Source organism: Jatrophihabitans lederbergiae, from assembly GCF_031845305.1.
Lineage (GTDB): Bacteria > Actinomycetota > Actinomycetes > Mycobacteriales > Jatrophihabitantaceae > Jatrophihabitans_A > Jatrophihabitans_A lederbergiae.
On record NZ_JAVREH010000001.1, the window covers coordinates 242310 to 258255 of the forward strand.

Annotated in this window: 15 protein-coding genes; 11 read left to right on the plus strand and 4 right to left on the minus strand. The window is 70.1% G+C overall.

The genetic code is table 11. The features are described 5' to 3' along the window. Window positions 1-9: 9 nt before the first annotated feature. Window positions 10-486, minus strand: coding sequence for a transcriptional regulator (locus tag RM423_RS01145; RefSeq protein ID WP_311421216.1), 477 nt, complete (start codon window positions 484-486; stop codon window positions 10-12). Between the two features lie 402 nt (window positions 487-888). Between RM423_RS01145 and pyrR the strand changes: the two genes are divergently transcribed. The 10 genes from pyrR (at window position 889) to gmk (ending at window position 12372) form a co-directional block, all read left to right on the plus strand. Continuing rightward, window positions 889-1461 (plus strand): bifunctional pyr operon transcriptional regulator/uracil phosphoribosyltransferase PyrR, encoded by a 573-nt coding sequence (gene pyrR / locus RM423_RS01150; RefSeq protein ID WP_396327549.1) that lies wholly within the window; start codon window positions 889-891, stop codon window positions 1459-1461. Next, complete coding sequence (locus RM423_RS01155) at window positions 1458-2480, plus strand: aspartate carbamoyltransferase catalytic subunit (protein WP_311421151.1); 1023 nt, start codon at window positions 1458-1460, stop codon at window positions 2478-2480. Before pyrR ends, RM423_RS01155 begins: the two co-directional genes overlap by 4 nt. Further along, window positions 2477-3844, plus strand: coding sequence for a dihydroorotase (locus RM423_RS01160; protein ID WP_311421152.1), 1368 nt, complete (start codon window positions 2477-2479; stop codon window positions 3842-3844). The genes RM423_RS01155 and RM423_RS01160 overlap by 4 nt, the downstream gene beginning before the upstream one ends. Then, complete coding sequence (locus RM423_RS01165; RefSeq protein ID WP_311421153.1) at window positions 3841-4368, plus strand: PH-like domain-containing protein; 528 nt, start codon at window positions 3841-3843, stop codon at window positions 4366-4368. Before RM423_RS01160 ends, RM423_RS01165 begins: the two co-directional genes overlap by 4 nt. Further along, the gene (gene carA / locus RM423_RS01170) at window positions 4361-5473 is read left to right on the plus strand and encodes a glutamine-hydrolyzing carbamoyl-phosphate synthase small subunit (protein ID WP_311421154.1); all 1113 of its coding nucleotides are present in this window, start codon (window positions 4361-4363) and stop codon (window positions 5471-5473) included. The genes RM423_RS01165 and carA overlap by 8 nt, the downstream gene beginning before the upstream one ends. Window positions 5474-5621: 148 nt before the next feature. Further along, complete coding sequence (gene carB, locus RM423_RS01175; protein WP_311421155.1) at window positions 5622-8987, plus strand: carbamoyl-phosphate synthase large subunit; 3366 nt, start codon at window positions 5622-5624, stop codon at window positions 8985-8987. Further along, window positions 8984-9874 carry a dihydroorotate dehydrogenase electron transfer subunit gene (locus RM423_RS01180; RefSeq protein WP_311421156.1) on the plus strand — a complete coding sequence of 297 codons (891 nt, stop codon included), beginning with the start codon at window positions 8984-8986 and terminating at the stop codon, window positions 9872-9874. The genes carB and RM423_RS01180 overlap by 4 nt, the downstream gene beginning before the upstream one ends. A gap of 1 nt (window position 9875) precedes the next feature. Continuing rightward, a complete protein-coding gene (locus tag RM423_RS01185; RefSeq protein WP_311421157.1) occupies window positions 9876-10841 on the plus strand; it encodes a dihydroorotate dehydrogenase in 966 nt (321 codons plus the stop codon). Beyond that, window positions 10838-11665 carry an orotidine-5'-phosphate decarboxylase gene (pyrF, locus tag RM423_RS01190; RefSeq protein ID WP_311421158.1) on the plus strand — a complete coding sequence of 276 codons (828 nt, stop codon included), beginning with the start codon at window positions 10838-10840 and terminating at the stop codon, window positions 11663-11665. The genes RM423_RS01185 and pyrF overlap by 4 nt, the downstream gene beginning before the upstream one ends. A gap of 122 nt (window positions 11666-11787) precedes the next feature. Continuing rightward, window positions 11788-12372 carry a guanylate kinase gene (gmk, locus tag RM423_RS01195; RefSeq protein WP_311421159.1) on the plus strand — a complete coding sequence of 195 codons (585 nt, stop codon included), beginning with the start codon at window positions 11788-11790 and terminating at the stop codon, window positions 12370-12372. Window positions 12373-12412: 40 nt separating this feature from the next. Here gmk and RM423_RS01200 read toward each other — a convergent pair whose 3' ends face one another. Genes RM423_RS01200 through RM423_RS01210 form a run of 3 tightly spaced genes read right to left on the minus strand, consistent with a single transcriptional unit; the run spans window position 12413 to window position 15383 of the window. Continuing rightward, entirely contained in the window at window positions 12413-13810 is a 1398-nt protein-coding gene (locus RM423_RS01200) for an NAD(P)(+) transhydrogenase (Re/Si-specific) subunit beta (RefSeq protein WP_311421160.1), read from the minus strand. Next, window positions 13807-14157, minus strand: coding sequence for an NAD(P) transhydrogenase subunit alpha (locus tag RM423_RS01205; RefSeq protein ID WP_311421161.1), 351 nt, complete (start codon window positions 14155-14157; stop codon window positions 13807-13809). Before RM423_RS01205 ends, RM423_RS01200 begins: the two co-directional genes overlap by 4 nt. Then, entirely contained in the window at window positions 14154-15383 is a 1230-nt protein-coding gene (locus RM423_RS01210) for an NAD(P) transhydrogenase subunit alpha (protein ID WP_311421162.1), read from the minus strand. Before RM423_RS01210 ends, RM423_RS01205 begins: the two co-directional genes overlap by 4 nt. 260 nt (window positions 15384-15643) lie before the next feature. Between RM423_RS01210 and rpoZ the strand changes: the two genes are divergently transcribed. Further along, window positions 15644-15916, plus strand: a complete 273-nt coding sequence (gene rpoZ, locus RM423_RS01215; protein WP_396327539.1) for a DNA-directed RNA polymerase subunit omega — start codon at window positions 15644-15646, stop codon at window positions 15914-15916. Window positions 15917-15946: the final 30 nt, after the last annotated feature.

A 15946-nucleotide genomic window follows, 5' to 3' on the forward strand; every position in this document is an offset into this window, starting at 1 on the left:
TGATCGCGGCTAGTCGGGCACCTGGCCCATCGAACCAGGAGCGAGCACGCCCCAGCCGACCAGCTTCTCGGTGAGCCGGTCCAGCGAGGTGTCGAACATCAGCGCCAGCGCCCGCAGGTCCTCGCCACGGATGGACAGCACCTTGTTGCCGTAGTCACCACGCTGGCGCTGGATCGACTGGGCGTAGCGAACGAGCGGGGCGGCGTCCTCGGCCGGCACGTTCTGCAGCTTCTGCAAGTCCAGCACGATCTTGCCGCTGGTGTCCGCGCGTGAGCCGGTGGCAACGCCTTCCTCGGTGGGCAGCAGTTCAGAGATCGGCACACCGTAGAACTCGGCCAGCTCAGCGAGCCTGGCGACCGACACTGCCCGGTCGCCGCGCTCGTAGGAGCCGACGACGACCGCCTTCCACTTGCCGCCGGACTTTCGTTCGACGCCGTGCAGGGACAGCCGCTGCTGGGAGCGGACGGCCCGCAACCGGGTCCCCAGCGCTCGCGCATACTCGCGGTCATCCGGCGCTTCACCGGCGGCCTCCGCAGTCGAGGGCCGGCCGAGAGCGGCCGCTCTCCCATCGCCGCCTATGGTCGGAGTGTTCTGCTCAGTCACGTCCCCGTCCTCAAAGTTCTGGCCACGCATCGTAACTAGTGGAGTCGAGCTTGTACGTCTGTGATGGCAATGCTGACCTCACAGGGTAACAGTTCTCGGACTTCTGGTCAGGGCACACCTGAGATTAGCTTCCCACGGCCGGGACCGTGCTCACTGGCTGCTACCGTTGAGCCCGTTACCGACGTCCTTTAACGACTCGTCCTGTGAGGCGAGGAAGGGGGTCTTCGCAGCGTGCCTGCGCAGTCAGCCTCAGCTCCGCACGTCCCGTCGCCGTCGGTGCCTACAGTGCCAACCGTCCGGACCGGAGTCGACGCCAAGACCGTCTTCCATCCCGAAGACGTCTCCCGGGTTCTCGACCGCATCGCTCACCAGATCTTGGAGAAGACCCGCGGTGGCGAGAACGTCGTCCTGCTCGGCATCCCCACCCGTGGCGAGTTCCTCGCCCGGCGGCTGGCAGGGCGGCTGGCAACCTTCGCCGACGTGCGGGTCGGCCTCGGGGTCCTCGACATCACGCTCTACCGCGACGACCTGCGCACCAAGGCGATCCGGCCACTGGGCCACACCGTGGAACCGGCCGGCGGCATCGACGGCAAGCTGGTGATCCTGGTCGACGATGTGCTCTTCTCCGGCCGGACCGTGCGCGCGGCCCTGGACGCCCTCAACGACCTCGGCCGGCCAAGCGCCGTGCAGCTTGCCGTGCTCATCGACCGCGGCCACCGGCAGCTGCCGATCCGCGCGGACTACGTCGGCAAGAACCTGCCCACCTCGGCGCAGGAGCAGGTCCACGTCGCGCTCAGCGAGTGCGACGGCGCGGACGGGGTCACCATCTCACCGGCCGAAGGCGGTACCCAGTCGTGAAGCACCTGCTGTCAGCCGGTGATCTGGACGCCGGGTCCGCGTTGCAGATCCTGGATTCGGCCGAGCAGATGGACGCCATCCAGAACCGGGTCGTCAAGAAGCTGCCGGCGTTGCGGGGCCGGACGGTCGTGAACCTGTTCTTCGAGGACTCCACCCGCACCCGGTCCTCGTTCGAGATCGCGGGCAAGTGGCTCTCGGCCGACGTGATCAACGTCAGCGCCAAGGGCTCCAGCGTCAGCAAGGGTGAGAGCCTGCGCGACACCGCGCTGACGGTCGCGGCCCTGGGCGTCGACGCGCTGGTCGTCCGGCACCCGGCCTCGGGCGCGGTCAGCCGGATCACCGAGTGGGTCGACTGCCCGGTGATCAACGCCGGTGACGGCACCCACGAGCACCCGACCCAGGCGCTGCTCGACGCCTTCTCGCTGCGCCGCCGGCTGGGTGAGCTGGCCGGGCGCCACGTCGTCATCGTCGGCGACCTGACGCACAGCCGGGTGGCCCGCTCCAACGTGCTGCTGCTGCGCACCCTGGGCGCCGAGGTGACGCTGGTCGCGCCGCCGACCCTGATGCCCTCCGGTGTCGGCACCTGGAACTGTTCCACCAGCTGGGATCTGGACGCCGCGCTGTCGGGCAAGGTGGCCGGTGACGTGGACGCGGTGATGATGCTGCGGGTCCAGCGCGAACGGATGGGCGGCGGGTCCGCCGGCGACGGTCGCCCCAACGTCGGCTACTTCCCGACCGAGCGGGAGTACGCCATCGGCTACGGCCTGAGCCCCGCTCGGCTGACGCTGCTTCCCGCGCATACCCCGGTGCTGCACCCCGGACCGATGAACCGGGGGCTGGAGATCTCATCCGCCGCCGCCGACAGCGACCGGTCGCTGGTACTCGATCAGGTGCGCGCGGGGGTCGCCGTCCGGATGGCCGTGCTGTATCACCTGCTGGCCGGTGCGGAGGCGCCGGCGACCGGTCTCGCGGAGGTAGCGCCAACCACCGAGGCAGTCCGAGAAGCGAGGACGGCATGAGCGAGACCAAGAGGCCCGGAGCCGGGGCGGGCACGCGACCGGTGCTGTTGCGGGGTGTCCGGCCGCTCGGCGGGCAACCGGTAGACGTGCTGCTGGCCGACGGGCTGATCGCCGGTATCGGGAGCTCGCTGCAGACCCCGCCGGATGCCGAGCTGATCGATGCCGACGGAGCCGTGCTGCTGCCCGGTTTCGTGGACCTGCACACCCATCTGCGGGAGCCGGGACGCGAGGACGCCGAGACCATCGCCACCGGTTCCGCGGCAGCAGCGCTCGGCGGCTTCACGGCCGTGCACGCGATGGCCAACACCAACCCGGTGGCCGACACCGCCGAGATGGTCGAGCAGGTCGCCCGGCTCGGCCAGCGGGCCGGCCTGGTCGACGTCCGTCCGGTCGGCGCGGTGTCCAAGGGCCTGGCCGGTGGACAGCTGGCCGAGATCGGCAACATGGCTCGGTCAGCCGCGGCCGTCCGGGTGTTCAGCGACGACGGCTCCTGCGTCAGCGACGCCCGGCTGATGCGCCGCGCCCTGGAATACCTCAAGCCCTTCGACGCGGTGCTGGCCCAGCACGCCCAGGACCCGCGGCTGGCCGACGCCAGCTGCTGCGCCCACGAGGGTGAGCTGTCCGGCCGGCTCGGGCTGGCGGGCTGGCCGTCCGTGGCCGAGGAGAGCATCGTGGCCCGCGACGTGATGCTGGCCGAGCACACCGGTTCCCGGCTGCACGTGTGCCACGTCTCCAGCGGGGGAACCGTCGAGGTGCTGCGCTGGGCGAAGGCCCGGGGCGTCGCGGTCACCGCTGAGGTCACCCCGCACCACCTGCTGCTCACCTGCGACCTGCTCAGCACGTATGACCCGGTCTTCAAGGTGAACCCGCCACTGCGCCCGGCCGAGGACGTCGAGGCGCTGCGCGCTGGGCTGGCCGAGGGTGTGATCGATGCCGTCGCCACCGACCACGCCCCGCACGCGGCACACGACAAGGATCATGCCTTCGGCGACGCGGCGTTCGGCATGCTGGGGCTGCAGACCGCGCTCGGTGTGGTGATCGAGACGATGAGGGTCACCGGCCGCCTGGACTGGGCCGGCCTGGCCGATCGGATGAGCGTCCGGCCCGCGCAGATCGGGCGGCTGACCGGGCACGGACGCCCGCTCGCCGTCGGTGAGCCGGCCAACCTGACGCTGGTCGAGGAGTCCAGCAGCTGGCTGGTGGAACCGGCCGCGCTCGCCTCGCTCTCGCGCAACACCCCGTTCGCCGGACGCGAGCTGCCCGGTCGGGTGCTGGCCACCTTCCTGCGCGGGCGGGCCACCGTCCGCGACGGCGCGCTCGCCGAGGCCAGTGAGCTCGCCGAGGCCGCCGAGGCGAGCCGATGACCCGCTGGGAACTGGTGATGGCTCTGCTCGTCCTGTTCGCCCTCGCGCTGGCCGGTATGCGGCTGGGCTGGCGGCACCGCGGCGAGCGCCAGGCCACGCTGCCCGACCTGCCGGTGGCACCGGCGGACCTGGGACCCGAGCTGGCTCCGGCGCTGACCGGCCTGTACGTCGGCAGCACCCCCGCCACTCGCTGGCAGGACCGGATCGTTGCCGGCGGCCTGGGCGTCCGGGCCGATTCGGTGCTGCGGCTCGGCACGGCCGGGGCGCTGATCGAGCGCCAAGGCGGCACCGCCATCTTTCTTCCGGCCGACCGCCTGGTCGATGCCAGGCTGGAGCCGGCGCTGGCCGGCAAGGTGGTCGGCCGCGGCGGGCTGCTGGTGCTGCGCTGGCGGCACGGGAACGAACTGCTCGACAGCGGGCTGCGCGGTGACGACAAGACCGTTTACCCAGAGTGGATAAGGGCAATCGAGACGCTGTCGCAGAACACGACGCAACAGACAGAGGGGTGGAGTGCTGGTGAGTAGCAAGGCGATCCTGGTGCTCGAGGACGGCCGGATCTTTTCCGGCGAGTCCTACGGGGCGGTCGGCGAAACGTTCGGCGAGGCGGTGTTCAACACCGGGATGACCGGTTATCAAGAGACGCTGACCGATCCGTCCTATCACCGGCAGGTGGTGGTGCAGACCGCGCCGCACATCGGCAACACCGGCGTCAACGACGAGGACCGGGAGTCGGCCCGGATCTGGGTCTCGGGTTACGTGGTGCGCGATCCCGCCCGCCGGGTCTCGAACTGGCGCGCGACGAGTTCGCTGGACGAGGAGCTGGTGCGCCAGAACGTCGTCGGCATCAGCGGTGTGGACACCCGCGCGCTGACGCGGCACCTGCGCGAGCGCGGCGCGATGCGCTCGGGCATCTCGTCGGTCGACACCGACCCGAAGTCGTTGCTGGCCAGAGTGCTGGAGTCACCGTCCATGGTCGGGGCCGACCTCGCCGACCAGGTCAGCACCACGCAGGCCTACACCGTCCCGGCCATCAGCGAGGAGCGCTACACCGTCGCGGCCCTGGACTACGGCATCAAGACCATGACCCCGCACCGGCTCGCGCAGCAGGGCATCACCACCCACGTGCTGCCGGCCCACTCGACCTTCGAGCAGGTGCGTGCCACTGGCGCCGACGCGGTGTTCCTGTCCAACGGGCCCGGCGACCCGGGCACCGCCGATGCGGCGGTGGCGCTGGTGAAGGAGCTGCTGCGCAACGGCACCCCGATCTTCGGCATCTGCTTCGGCAACCAGATCCTGGGACGGGCCTTCGGCTTCGGCACGTACAAGCTGCGCTACGGTCACCGCGGCATCAACCAGCCGGTGGCCGACCGCGTGACCGGCAAGGTGGAGATCACCGCTCACAATCACGGGTTCGCCGTGGACGCGCCGACCGACCTGGCCGTCCAGACCGACTTCGGTGGCGTCGAGGTCAGCCACGTGTGCCTCAACGACAACGTCGTCGAAGGCCTGCGCGCCCACGATGTGCCGGCGTTCTCGGTGCAGTACCACCCCGAGGCGGCGGCCGGCCCGCACGACGCCGGCTACCTGTTCGACCGGTTCACCCAGCTCCTGGAAGGGCGACGCGAGTGAGCATCGCTGTGAGCATCGGAGCGGAGCGAGCCGGCGAGAAGCGCTCGCGCGAAGAGCAGAAGGTCCAGCGAGTGAGCATCGCAGCGGAGCGAGGAGCGGATCGAGCTGGCGATGAGCGCTCGCGCGAAGAGCGAAAGGTAAGCCTGTAATGCCCAAGCGGACGGACCTGAACCACATCCTCGTCATCGGCTCCGGGCCCATCGTGATCGGTCAGGCCTCGGAGTTCGACTACTCGGGTACCCAGGCGTGCCGAGTGCTGCGCGATGAGGGCTTTCGCGTCAGCCTCGTGAACTCCAACCCGGCCACGATCATGACCGATCCCGAATTCGCCGATGCGACCTACATCGAGCCGCTTACGCCGGAGTTCGTCGAGAAGGTGATCTGCGCCGAACGGGACCTCGGACATCCGGTCGAGGCGATCCTGGCGACCCTGGGCGGACAGACCGCGCTCAACCTCGCCGTCAGCCTGCACGAGTCCGGGGCGCTGGAGCGGCATGGCGTCGAGCTCATCGGTGCCGACATCGATGCGATCCAGCGCGGTGAGGACCGGCAGAAGTTCAAGGACATCGTCCGCACCGTCGGCGGCGACGTCCCGTCCTCCGCCGTGTGTCACACCCTGGACGAGGCGCTGGCCTTCGCCGCAACGGTGGACAACCGGATCGTCGTCCGGCCCTCGTTCACCATGGGCGGCCTCGGCTCGGGCATGGCCAACTCCGCCGACGAGGTGCGCACCCAGGTCTCACGCGGGCTGGCCGCCTCGCCGGTGCACGAGGTGCTCGTCGAACAGAGCGTGTTCGGCTGGAAGGAGTTCGAACTGGAGCTGATGCGCGACCGCAAGGACAACGTGGTCGTGGTCTGCTCGATCGAGAACGTCGACCCGATGGGCGTGCACACCGGTGATTCGATCACCGTTGCCCCCGCGATGACCCTGACCGACCGCGAGTACCAGCACATGCGCGATATCGGCATCGCGGTGCTGCGCGAGGTCGGTGTCGACACCGGCGGTTGCAACATCCAGTTCGCGATCGACCCCGACAGCGGCCGGATGATCGTGATCGAGATGAACCCGCGAGTATCGAGGTCTTCGGCACTGGCGTCCAAGGCGACCGGCTTCCCGATCGCCAAGATCGCCGCCAAGCTCGCGGTCGGCTACACCCTGGACGAGGTCAGCAACGACATCACCCGCGCGACGCCGGCGTGCTTCGAACCGGTGCTGGACTACGTGGTCGTCAAGATTCCGCGCTTCGCGTTCGAGAAGTTCCCCGGTGCCGATCCGGTGCTCACCACGCACATGAAGTCCGTCGGCGAGGTGATGTCCATCGGCCGCAACTTCACCGAAGCGCTGGGCAAGGCAATGCGCTCGATGGAGACCAAGGCAGCCGGCTTCTGGACCGCCGACGCCACCGGCCCCGGCGATTGGTCGGCCGAACTGCGGTCGGTCGACGAGCTGCTCGGCATCGCCTCGGTGCCGACCGACGGCCGGCTCTACGCCATCGAACGGGCGCTGCGGGCGGGTGCCTCCGTTACGGCGGTGGCCGAGGCGACCGGTATCGACCCCTGGTTCGTCGACCAGTTCGCGCTGATCATCGAAACCGGGACGGCGGTCTCAGCGGCGCCGGTGCTCAGCCCCGAGCTGCTGCTGCGAGCGAAGCGTCATGGCCTGTCGGATCGCCAGATCGCGGTGCTGCGGCCGGAGCTGGCGGGGGAGCAGGGCGTGCGCACGCTGCGTCACCGCTCCGGCATCCGCCCGGTGTACAAGACCGTCGACACCTGTGCGGCCGAGTTCGCGGCACTCACGCCCTACCACTACTCCACCTATGACGAAGAGACTGAAGTTGCCGCCCAGCCCGACCGTCCCAAGGTGCTGATCCTGGGCAGCGGGCCGAACCGGATCGGGCAGGGCATCGAGTTCGACTACTCCTGCGTGCACGCGGTGATGGCGCTGCGGGCAGCTCCGCTGGACGGCGGTGCCGGCTATGAGACCGTGATGATCAACTGCAATCCCGAGACCGTCTCCACCGACTACGACACCGCCGACCGGCTGTACTTCGAGCCGCTGACGCTCGAGGACGTCCTCGAGGTGGTGCACGCCGAGCAGCAGTCGGGCACGGTCGCCGGCGTGATCTGCACGCTGGGCGGCCAGACTCCGCTCGGGTTGGCGCAGGGTCTCAAGGACGCAGGCGTGCCGGTGCTCGGAACCCAGCCGGAGGCCATCGACCTGGCCGAGGACCGCGGCGAGTTCGGCCGGGTGCTGGCCGAGGCCGGCCTGATCGCGCCCAAGCACGGCCTGGCGACGTCCTTTCCGCAGGCCAAGGCCGTCGCCGACTCGATCGGCTATCCGGTGCTGGTCCGGCCGTCCTACGTCCTGGGCGGCCGCGGCATGGAGATCGTCTACGACGAGCACGGCCTGTCGACGTACATCGCCAACGCCACCGACATCGCGCCGGACCGCCCCGTGCTGGTCGACCGGTTCCTCGACGATGCCGTCGAGATCGACGTCGACGCCCTGTACGACGGCACGGACCTGTACCTCGGCGGAGTGATGGAGCACATCGAAGAGGCCGGCATCCACTCCGGCGACTCGGCCTGCGCGCTGCCACCGATCACCCTGGGCAGCAGCACCGTGGCCGAGGTCCGCCGGGCCACCCTCAAGATCGCTCGGGGCGTGGGCGTGCGCGGCCTGCTCAACGTCCAGTACGCCCTCAGCGGCGATCTGCTGTACGTGCTGGAGGCCAACCCCCGGGCGAGCCGGACGGTTCCCTTCGTGTCCAAGGCCACCGCGGTGTCGCTGGCCAAGGCCGCGGCCCGGGTGGCCGTCGGCGCCACCATCGCCGAGCTCCGGGCCGAGGGGATGCTGCCGCGTACCGGGGACGGCGGTGACCTGCCTGCCGACGCCCCGATCGCGGTCAAGGAGGCGGTGCTGCCGTTCCACCGCTTCCGGACCCCGGCCGGTGACCAGGTCGACTCGATCCTGGGGCCCGAGATGAAGTCCACCGGCGAGGTGATGGGCTTCGACCGGATCTTCGGCACCGCGTTCGCGAAATCCCAGGCCGCCGCCTACGGTTCGCTTCCGGTCAAGGGCACGGTGTTCGTGTCGGTCGCCGACCGGGACAAGCGCGCCGCTATCTTCCCGGTGCGCCGGCTGCACGACCTGGGCTTCCGGATCCTGGCCACGGCCGGAACGGCGCAGGTGCTGACCCGCAACGGCGTCGGGGCCGAGGTCGTCGGCAAGTTCTCCGACGGCCCCGGCAACATCGTCGAAGAGATCGCGGCCGGCCTGGTGGACCTCGTCCTCAACACGCCCTTCGGGTCACCGGGCAACTCCGGGCCCCGGATGGACGGCTACGAGATCCGTACCGCCGCGGTGCAGGCCGGCATCCCCTGCCTCACCACGGTCCAGGCCATCGCGGCGGCCGTGCAGGGCATCGAGGAACTGATCCGGGGCGATGTCGGGGTGTCGTCCCTGCAGTCACATCATCTGGCGCTGAACAGCTGGCGAGAGGGATCTGAATGAGCACCGAGACAACCGGGAAGTCCGCGGCCGCTGCCCGTCCGGTCCAGGAGAGCGGCGAGATCTTCGACGTGACGAGGCTGGGCAGCTACACCCAGTTCACCGTCGTCGCGCCGGGGGTGGCCCGCTCGTTTCGTCCCGGCCAGTTCGTGGCGGTCGCGGTCGGCGGTCCGGCGACGTCGATGCTGCTGCGGCGATCGTTCGCGCTGTACGGCGTGAAGCCGGGCAGCCAGTACGCCGGTACGGTGCAGTTCGTGGTCGCACCCCAGGGCCCCGGTACCGAGTGGCTGGTCCGCCAGCCGATCGGCGCGCAGCTGGACCTGGTCGGGCCGGTGGGGGTGCCTTTTACCCTTCCACCCGAAGGGGTTCCGGTGGTTCTGGTCGGCGGCGGTTACGGCACCGCGCCGCTCATCCCGCTGGCCCAGCAACTGATCGAGCGGGGCAGCGAGGTCGACATCATCATCGGCGCGGCGACGGCCGACCGGCTGTTCGGCGAGCTGCAGGCCAAGCGGTTGATCGGCCGGGTCACCGTGACCACCGACGACGGTTCGGCCGGCCAGCGTGGGTGGGTCACCGATCCGCTGCCCGGCGTGATCAGCCGGCTCGGCGCCGAGATCGTCTACGCCTGTGGACCGATGGCGATGCTGCGCGCGGTGGGTGAGGTCGCGCAGGCGCACGCCATTCCCGCCCAGGTCGCGGTCGAAGAGGCGATGGCCTGTGGCATCGGGGTCTGCATGACCTGCGTGCTGCCGGTGCGCGGAGTGGACGGGGTGTCGCGCTTCGTCCGGTCCTGTGTCGAGGGACCGGTCTTCGAGGCGGGACAGGTGCGGTGGGCCGACGTGGGCACGCTGCCGGCCGACCTGCACGGCGCCGACGGAATGGGACGCTGAGATGGCCGATCTGAACACCAGGCTGGGCTCGTTCGCACTGCCGAACCCGGTGCTGACCGCCTCCGGTTGCGCCGCGGCCGGCCGCGAGCTGAGCCAGTTCTTCGATGTCGCCGACCTCGGCGGCATCGTCACCAAGTCGATCATGCTGCGGGCCCGCTCGGGACGCCCGACCCCGCGGATGGCCGAGACGCCCAGCGGGATGCTCAACTCGATCGGCCTGCAGGGACCGGGCATCGATTCATTCCTGGCCAACGACCTGCCGTGGCTGCGCGACCACGGAGCGCGCGCGGTGGTGTCCATCGCCGGTGGCCACACCGACGAGTTCGTGGCCCTGGCGAAACGGCTCTACAACCACAAGCTGGACGCCATCGAGGTCAACATCTCGTGCCCGAACGTCGAGAGCCGCGGCCAGGTCTTCGCGTGCGATCCGATCGCGGCCGGCCGGGTGATCTCGGCGGTTCGCCGGGCCGCGCACCCGAACGTCCCCATCCTGGCGAAGCTGTCGCCCGACGTCACCGACATCGGGGTGATCGCCCGCGCGGTCGCCGACGCCGGTGCCGACGGCATCTCGCTGATCAACACCCTGCTGGGATTGGCGATTGACCTGGACACCATGCGGCCGGCGCTGGGCGGGGTGACCGGTGGCCTGTCCGGCCCGGCGATCCGGCCGGTGGCGCTGCGCTGCGTCTGGCAGGTGCACCAGGCGGTTCCGCACCTGCCCCTGCTCGGCATGGGCGGCATCCTGACCGGTCGCGACGCGCTGCAGTTCATTCTGGCCGGAGCCTCCGCGGTATCGGTGGGCACCGCCGTCTTCCACGACCCGACCGCTCCGATCCGGATCCTCGCCGAGCTGAACCATGAACTCGACCAGCGCGGTTTCTCCTCGGTCGGCGAGGCCGTCGGCTTCGCCCATCACAGCGCCGAGGAGCAGGCGGCGTTCTTCGCCCGGGCCGGGGCACCGGTATGACCTTCGGCGCCCGGCTCGACAAGGCACTGACCGCGCGCGGCTCGGCCTGCATCGGCATCGACCCGCACCCGGCGCTGCTGACGCAGTGGGGGCTCGTGGACGATCTGGTGTCCCTGGAACGCTTCGCGCTGACCTGTGTCGAGGCGTTCGCGCCGGTGGCGGCCGTGGTCAAGCCGCAGTCGGCGTTCTTCGAGCGGTTCGGCTCGCGCGGCGTGGCGGTGCTGGAGCGCACCATCGCGGAGGCTCGGAACGCCGGCGCGCTGGTGCTGCTGGACGTCAAGCGCGGCGACATCGGATCGACGATGGCCGCCTACGCGCAGGCCTATCTCGATCCCGCGTCCAGCCTGGCCGTCGACGCGCTGACGCTCAGCCCCTATCTCGGCGTGGGGTCCCTCGACCCGGCCTTCGACCTCGCGGCTCAGCACGACGCCGGCGTGTTCACCCTCGCGCTGACCTCGAACAAGGAGGGACCGCAGGTCCAGCACGCCCGGCTGTCCGACGGCCGCACCGTCGCCCAGTCGGTGATCGACGAGCTGGCGGAGCGCAACCGCGACGCCGTTCCGCTGGGTTCCTTCGGGGTCGTGGTCGGAGCGACCATCGGCGAGTCGGTTGCCGAACTCGGGGAGCTGAACGGCCCGTACCTGGTTCCGGGAATCGGCAGCCAGGGCGGAACCGTCGACGATGTGCGACGGATCTTCGGCGCCGCCCTGCCAGCGGTGCTGCCCAGCGTCTCGCGGGAGGTGCTCCGCGCCGGTCCGGACGTGCCGGCACTGCGGTCGGCCGCGGAGCGAGTGATCGCGGACTTCACGTTCCTGCGCGCCTGATCGGTAGTCGGATCGAGCTGTACTCACGCTGCACTCGCCGGACAGCCTTGCGCAGCCTGTAGTGCACGCGACGGGCGGGCCGCGTTACTCACCCGTATCGCGCACGCGGCACAATCGCTGGCATGACCGAGCAAGCCGCACCCACGCCGCAACCCGCCCGCCTCACCGTGCTGTCCGGACCTTCGGGCGTGGGCAAGGGCACGGTGGTCGCCGAGGTGCGCCGGCTGTTCCCCCACGTGTGGGTATCGATCTCGTGCACGACCCGGCGCCCCCGACCCGGCGAGGCCGACGGCGTGCAGTACCACTTTCTCAGCGACGCCGAGTTCGATGACTTGATCGCCTCCGACCGGTTACTGGAATACGCCAGCTTCGCCGGGCACCGCTACGGCACTCCCCGCAAGCCGGTCGAGCAGCACCTCGCGGCCGGCCGTCCCACCCTGCTCGAGATCGAGCTGCAGGGCGCACGGCAGATCCGGCAGCGGATGCCGGAGGCGCGCTTCGTCTTTCTCGCCCCGCCGTCGGTGCGGGAGCTGCGGGACCGGCTCGTCGGTCGCGGCACCGAGGCCACCGAGGTCGTCGAGGCGCGACTGGCACAAGCCGAGGTCGAGCTGGAGGCACACGACGAGTTCGACGTGGTCGTGGTGAACGACGATGTCGAGCGTGCCGCCGCCGAGGTGGTCTCGCTGATCAGCGTCGTGGACGCCTGAGCGCGCTGCGTACGGTCGGCCGTGCTGAGCGGGTGCGGGCTCAGTCCACCAGCTTGGTCGCGGCCACCAGTGAGGCGAGCCCCTTCTTCGCGTCGCTGAACAGCATGCTGGTCTTCGGGTCGCCGTAGAGTTCGTTGTCGATTCCGGCATAGCCAGAGGCCATCGAGCGCTTCACGACGATGATGCTGCGCGCGTGGTCGACGTCCAGGATCGGCATGCCGGACACCGCATTGCCCGGACGCCGGGCCGCGGGATTGGTGACGTCGTTGGCACCGACCACCAGCACCACGTCCGTCCGGTCGAATTCGGGATTCACGTCCTCCATCTCGCGCAGCTGGTCGTAGGACACGTTCGCCTCGGCCAGCAGCACGTTCATGTGACCGGGCATCCGCCCCGCCACCGGATGGATCGCGTACGAGACCTCGATGCCGCGGCTCTCCAGCAGCTCGCCGAGCTCGCGCACCTCGTGCTGGGCCTGCGCGGCGGCCAGGCCGTAGCCCGGAACGACGATCACCTTGCTGGCATAGGCCAATTGCAGCGCGGCGTCGTCGATGGCGATGGACTTCACCGTGCCGCCCGAGCCGCCGGCCACCTCCACCCCGGTGGCCCCGGTGCCGAAGCCGCCGGCGATGATGCTCAGCACCGAGCGGTTCATCGCGTCGGCCATCAGCTTGGTGAGGATGCCACCGGACGCGCCGACCAGGGCACCGGCGATGGTCAGTGTGGCGTTGCCCAGGACGAACCCGGCCATCGCCACGGCCGTTCCGGTAAACGCGTTGAGCAACGAGATGACCACCGGCATGTCGGCGCCGCCGATCGGCAGCACCATCAGGATGCCGATGCCCAGTGCCGTCACCACGACGATGGTCAGGATCCAGGCGTTGTGCGCGCCGGCGATCACGTCCACCCCGGCGGCGAGCGCGGCCAGCGTCAGCGCGGCGGAGGCGAACCGTGCGCCGGGAAAGCTCACCGGCTGGCTCCAGTGGCCCTGCAGCTTTGCCGCCGCGATCAGCGATCCCGAGAACGTCACGCCGCCGATCACCACGTCCAGCACCGTCGCGGTGGCGACGCCTGCCGACACCGAGGTGTCGCGCTGGTAGTCGGCCAGGGCGATCAGGGTCGCCGCTCCGCCGCCGACCGCGTTGAACAGGCTGACCAGTTGCGGCATCTGGGTCATCTCGACCGTCCGCGCCGAGTACAGCCCGGCCGCTCCGCCGATCAGCGCGCCGCAGCCGAGTACCAGCCAGCGGGTGAGGGTCATGGAGCCGCCGTGGCTGACCGACACCAGGACCGCCAGCACCGCGACGAGCATTCCGAACGCCGACAGCTGATTCCCGCGCCGTGCGGTGGCGGGGGAGTTCATCAGGTGCAGGCCCAGGACGAAGGCCACCGCCGCGAACAGCGAGGCCAGCCGGACGCCGGTGTCCACGCCGCTCATCTGGTGCCGTCCTGCTTCGCCGGCGAGCTCGGTACCGCTGTCGAGCCGGCTACTGAACCCGCTGCCGGGCGTTTGCGGAACATCTGCAGCATCCGGTCGGTCACGGCGTACCCGCCGACGACGTTGGCGGCACCGAAGGCGGCAGCCAGGAAGGTGAGGACGTAGCCGAGTGGGCCGTCCACGAACGAGGACAGGATCACCGCGCCCACCAGCACCACGCCGTGGATGGAGTTGGCGCCCGACATCAGCGGCGTGTGCAGCGTGGCGGGCACCTTGCTGATCACCTCGAAGCCCACCAGCAGCGCCAGTACGAAGATGGTCAGGTCGCCGACGAAGCCGCCGCTCATGCTGTTTCTCCCGCGTGGGTGGCTGACTGTTCGCTGGCCGCTACCGCGGCCCCTTCACTGGCCGCTACCGCGGCGGCTTCACTGGCCGCTACCGCGGCGGCAACCGGGGTGGAGACGATCTCGCCGCCGTGCGTCACCACGACCCCGCGCTGGATCTCGTCGGCGAGGTCGATCGCCAGCTCGCCGTCGCGGACCAGATGGGTCACCAGCGCCGAGATGTTGCGCGACAGCGCCTGTGACGCACTGGTCGGCATCCGGGCCGGCAGGTTGGCGGCTCCGACGACGGTGACGCCGTTGTCGGTCACCAGTGTCTCGCCAGGACGGGACCCGGCCACGTTGCCGCCCAGCGCGCTCGCCGCCAGGTCCACCAGAACCGATCCCGGCCGCATCCGGGCGACCGTGTCCGCTGGAACCAGCAGCGGTGGAACCCGGCCCGGCACCTGGGCGGTGGTGATCACGATGTCGTGCCGGGCGATGTGCTCTGCTAGTTCACGCTGCTGCGCCTCGCGCTCGTCGGCGGTCAGCTCGCGGGCGTAGCCACCGGTTCCGGCGGCAGCAATCCCCGCCTCCAGCTCGATGAACTTCGCACCGAGCGACTTCACCTCCTCGCGAGCCGCCGGGCGCACGTCGTAACCGCTGACCACCGCGCCGAGCCGGCGGGCGGTGCCGATGGCCTGCAGTCCGGCGACGCCGGCGCCCAGCACCAGCACCGCGGCCGGCTTGGAGGTGCCGGCGGCGGTCATCAGCAGCGGGAAGAACCGGTCGTAGTGCTCGCCGGCTATCAGCACCGCCTTGTACCCCGCCACACTGGCCTGAGAGCTCAGCGCGTCCATGCCCTGCGCGCGGGTCAGCGTTCGCGGCAGCCCGTCCAGGCTGATGGCGGTGACCTTGGCGCGGCACAGCCGCCTGACCAGATCCGGGCTTGTCAGCGGCGCGAGCAGGCCGAGACAGGATTGCTCCGGGCGCAGCTGGTCCACCACGTCAGCGTCCGGCTGGCCGACCGACAGCACCAGGCCGGCTTCGGCGACGGCGGTGGCACGGTCGACGATGCGCGCGCCCTGAGCGGCGTAACCGGCGTCGGGAAACCAGGCGGACGCGCCGGCTCCGGTCTCGACGAGCACCTCCAGCCCTGCGGCCTTCAGGCGTCTGGCCCCGTCCGGGTCGAGCGCCACCCGGCGCTCGGAGCGGACGGTTTCGCGCAGCACCGCGACGCGCAATGAACTCATCCGTCGGGCCTCCGATCAGTGGGCCGGGCAACGTGGGGCGTCAGCCAACCTGACGTGGGCAGAACATTAGCGCCCGGACGGGGCGACACGGGTGACCTTGCCCACACCGATACCTGAGGGCCTTGCGGGTACGGCCAGGGCGGTACTCCCAAGTTGATAAGATGAATCGAATCTGCGCCGAGTCGGGCTGAACCGCGCCAGCAGTACGAGTAGCACGGTGGCGTCGGCCCGGGTGACGCACCCCGACTGAATTTGAGGCTATGCGCGTGACCACCAGTTCTGGTCCCACCCCTGAAGGCATCACCAACCCCCCGATCGACGAGTTGCTCGACCGCACCGGCTCGAAGTACGCGCTCGTCATCGTGGCCGCCAAGCGTGCCCGCCAGATCAACGCCTATTACAGCCAGCTCGGTGAGGGCCTGCTCGAGTACGTCGGTCCGATGGTCGAGACCGCTCCCCAAGAGAAGGCGCTGTCGATCGCGCTGCGCGAGATCAACTCGGATCTGATCGAGTTCAAGCCCTCCGAAGCCTGACACCCGCTCGGGTCCGGGAACTGAAGCGAT

What these genes read in the sequence shown, in the direction of transcription:
- RM423_RS01160 (WP_311421152.1), top strand. Translation starts at nt 2,477, where the DNA reads ATGAGCGAGACCAAGAGGCCCGGAGCCGGGGCGGGCACGCGACCGGTG.
- RM423_RS01165 (WP_311421153.1), top strand. Translation starts at nt 3,841, where the DNA reads ATGACCCGCTGGGAACTGGTGATGGCTCTGCTCGTCCTGTTCGCCCTC.
- carB (WP_311421155.1), top strand. Translation starts at nt 5,622, where the DNA reads ATGCCCAAGCGGACGGACCTGAACCACATCCTCGTCATCGGCTCCGGG.
- RM423_RS01180 (WP_311421156.1), top strand. Translation starts at nt 8,984, where the DNA reads ATGAGCACCGAGACAACCGGGAAGTCCGCGGCCGCTGCCCGTCCGGTC.
- RM423_RS01185 (WP_311421157.1), top strand. Translation starts at nt 9,876, where the DNA reads ATGGCCGATCTGAACACCAGGCTGGGCTCGTTCGCACTGCCGAACCCG.
- pyrF (WP_311421158.1), top strand. Translation starts at nt 10,838, where the DNA reads ATGACCTTCGGCGCCCGGCTCGACAAGGCACTGACCGCGCGCGGCTCG.
- gmk (WP_311421159.1), top strand. Translation starts at nt 11,788, where the DNA reads ATGACCGAGCAAGCCGCACCCACGCCGCAACCCGCCCGCCTCACCGTG.
- RM423_RS01200 (WP_311421160.1), bottom strand. Translation starts at nt 13,810, where the DNA reads ATGAGCGGCGTGGACACCGGCGTCCGGCTGGCCTCGCTGTTCGCGGCG.
- RM423_RS01205 (WP_311421161.1), bottom strand. Translation starts at nt 14,157, where the DNA reads ATGAGCGGCGGCTTCGTCGGCGACCTGACCATCTTCGTACTGGCGCTG.
- RM423_RS01210 (WP_311421162.1), bottom strand. Translation starts at nt 15,383, where the DNA reads ATGAGTTCATTGCGCGTCGCGGTGCTGCGCGAAACCGTCCGCTCCGAG.
- rpoZ (WP_396327539.1), top strand. Translation starts at nt 15,644, where the DNA reads ATGCGCGTGACCACCAGTTCTGGTCCCACCCCTGAAGGCATCACCAAC.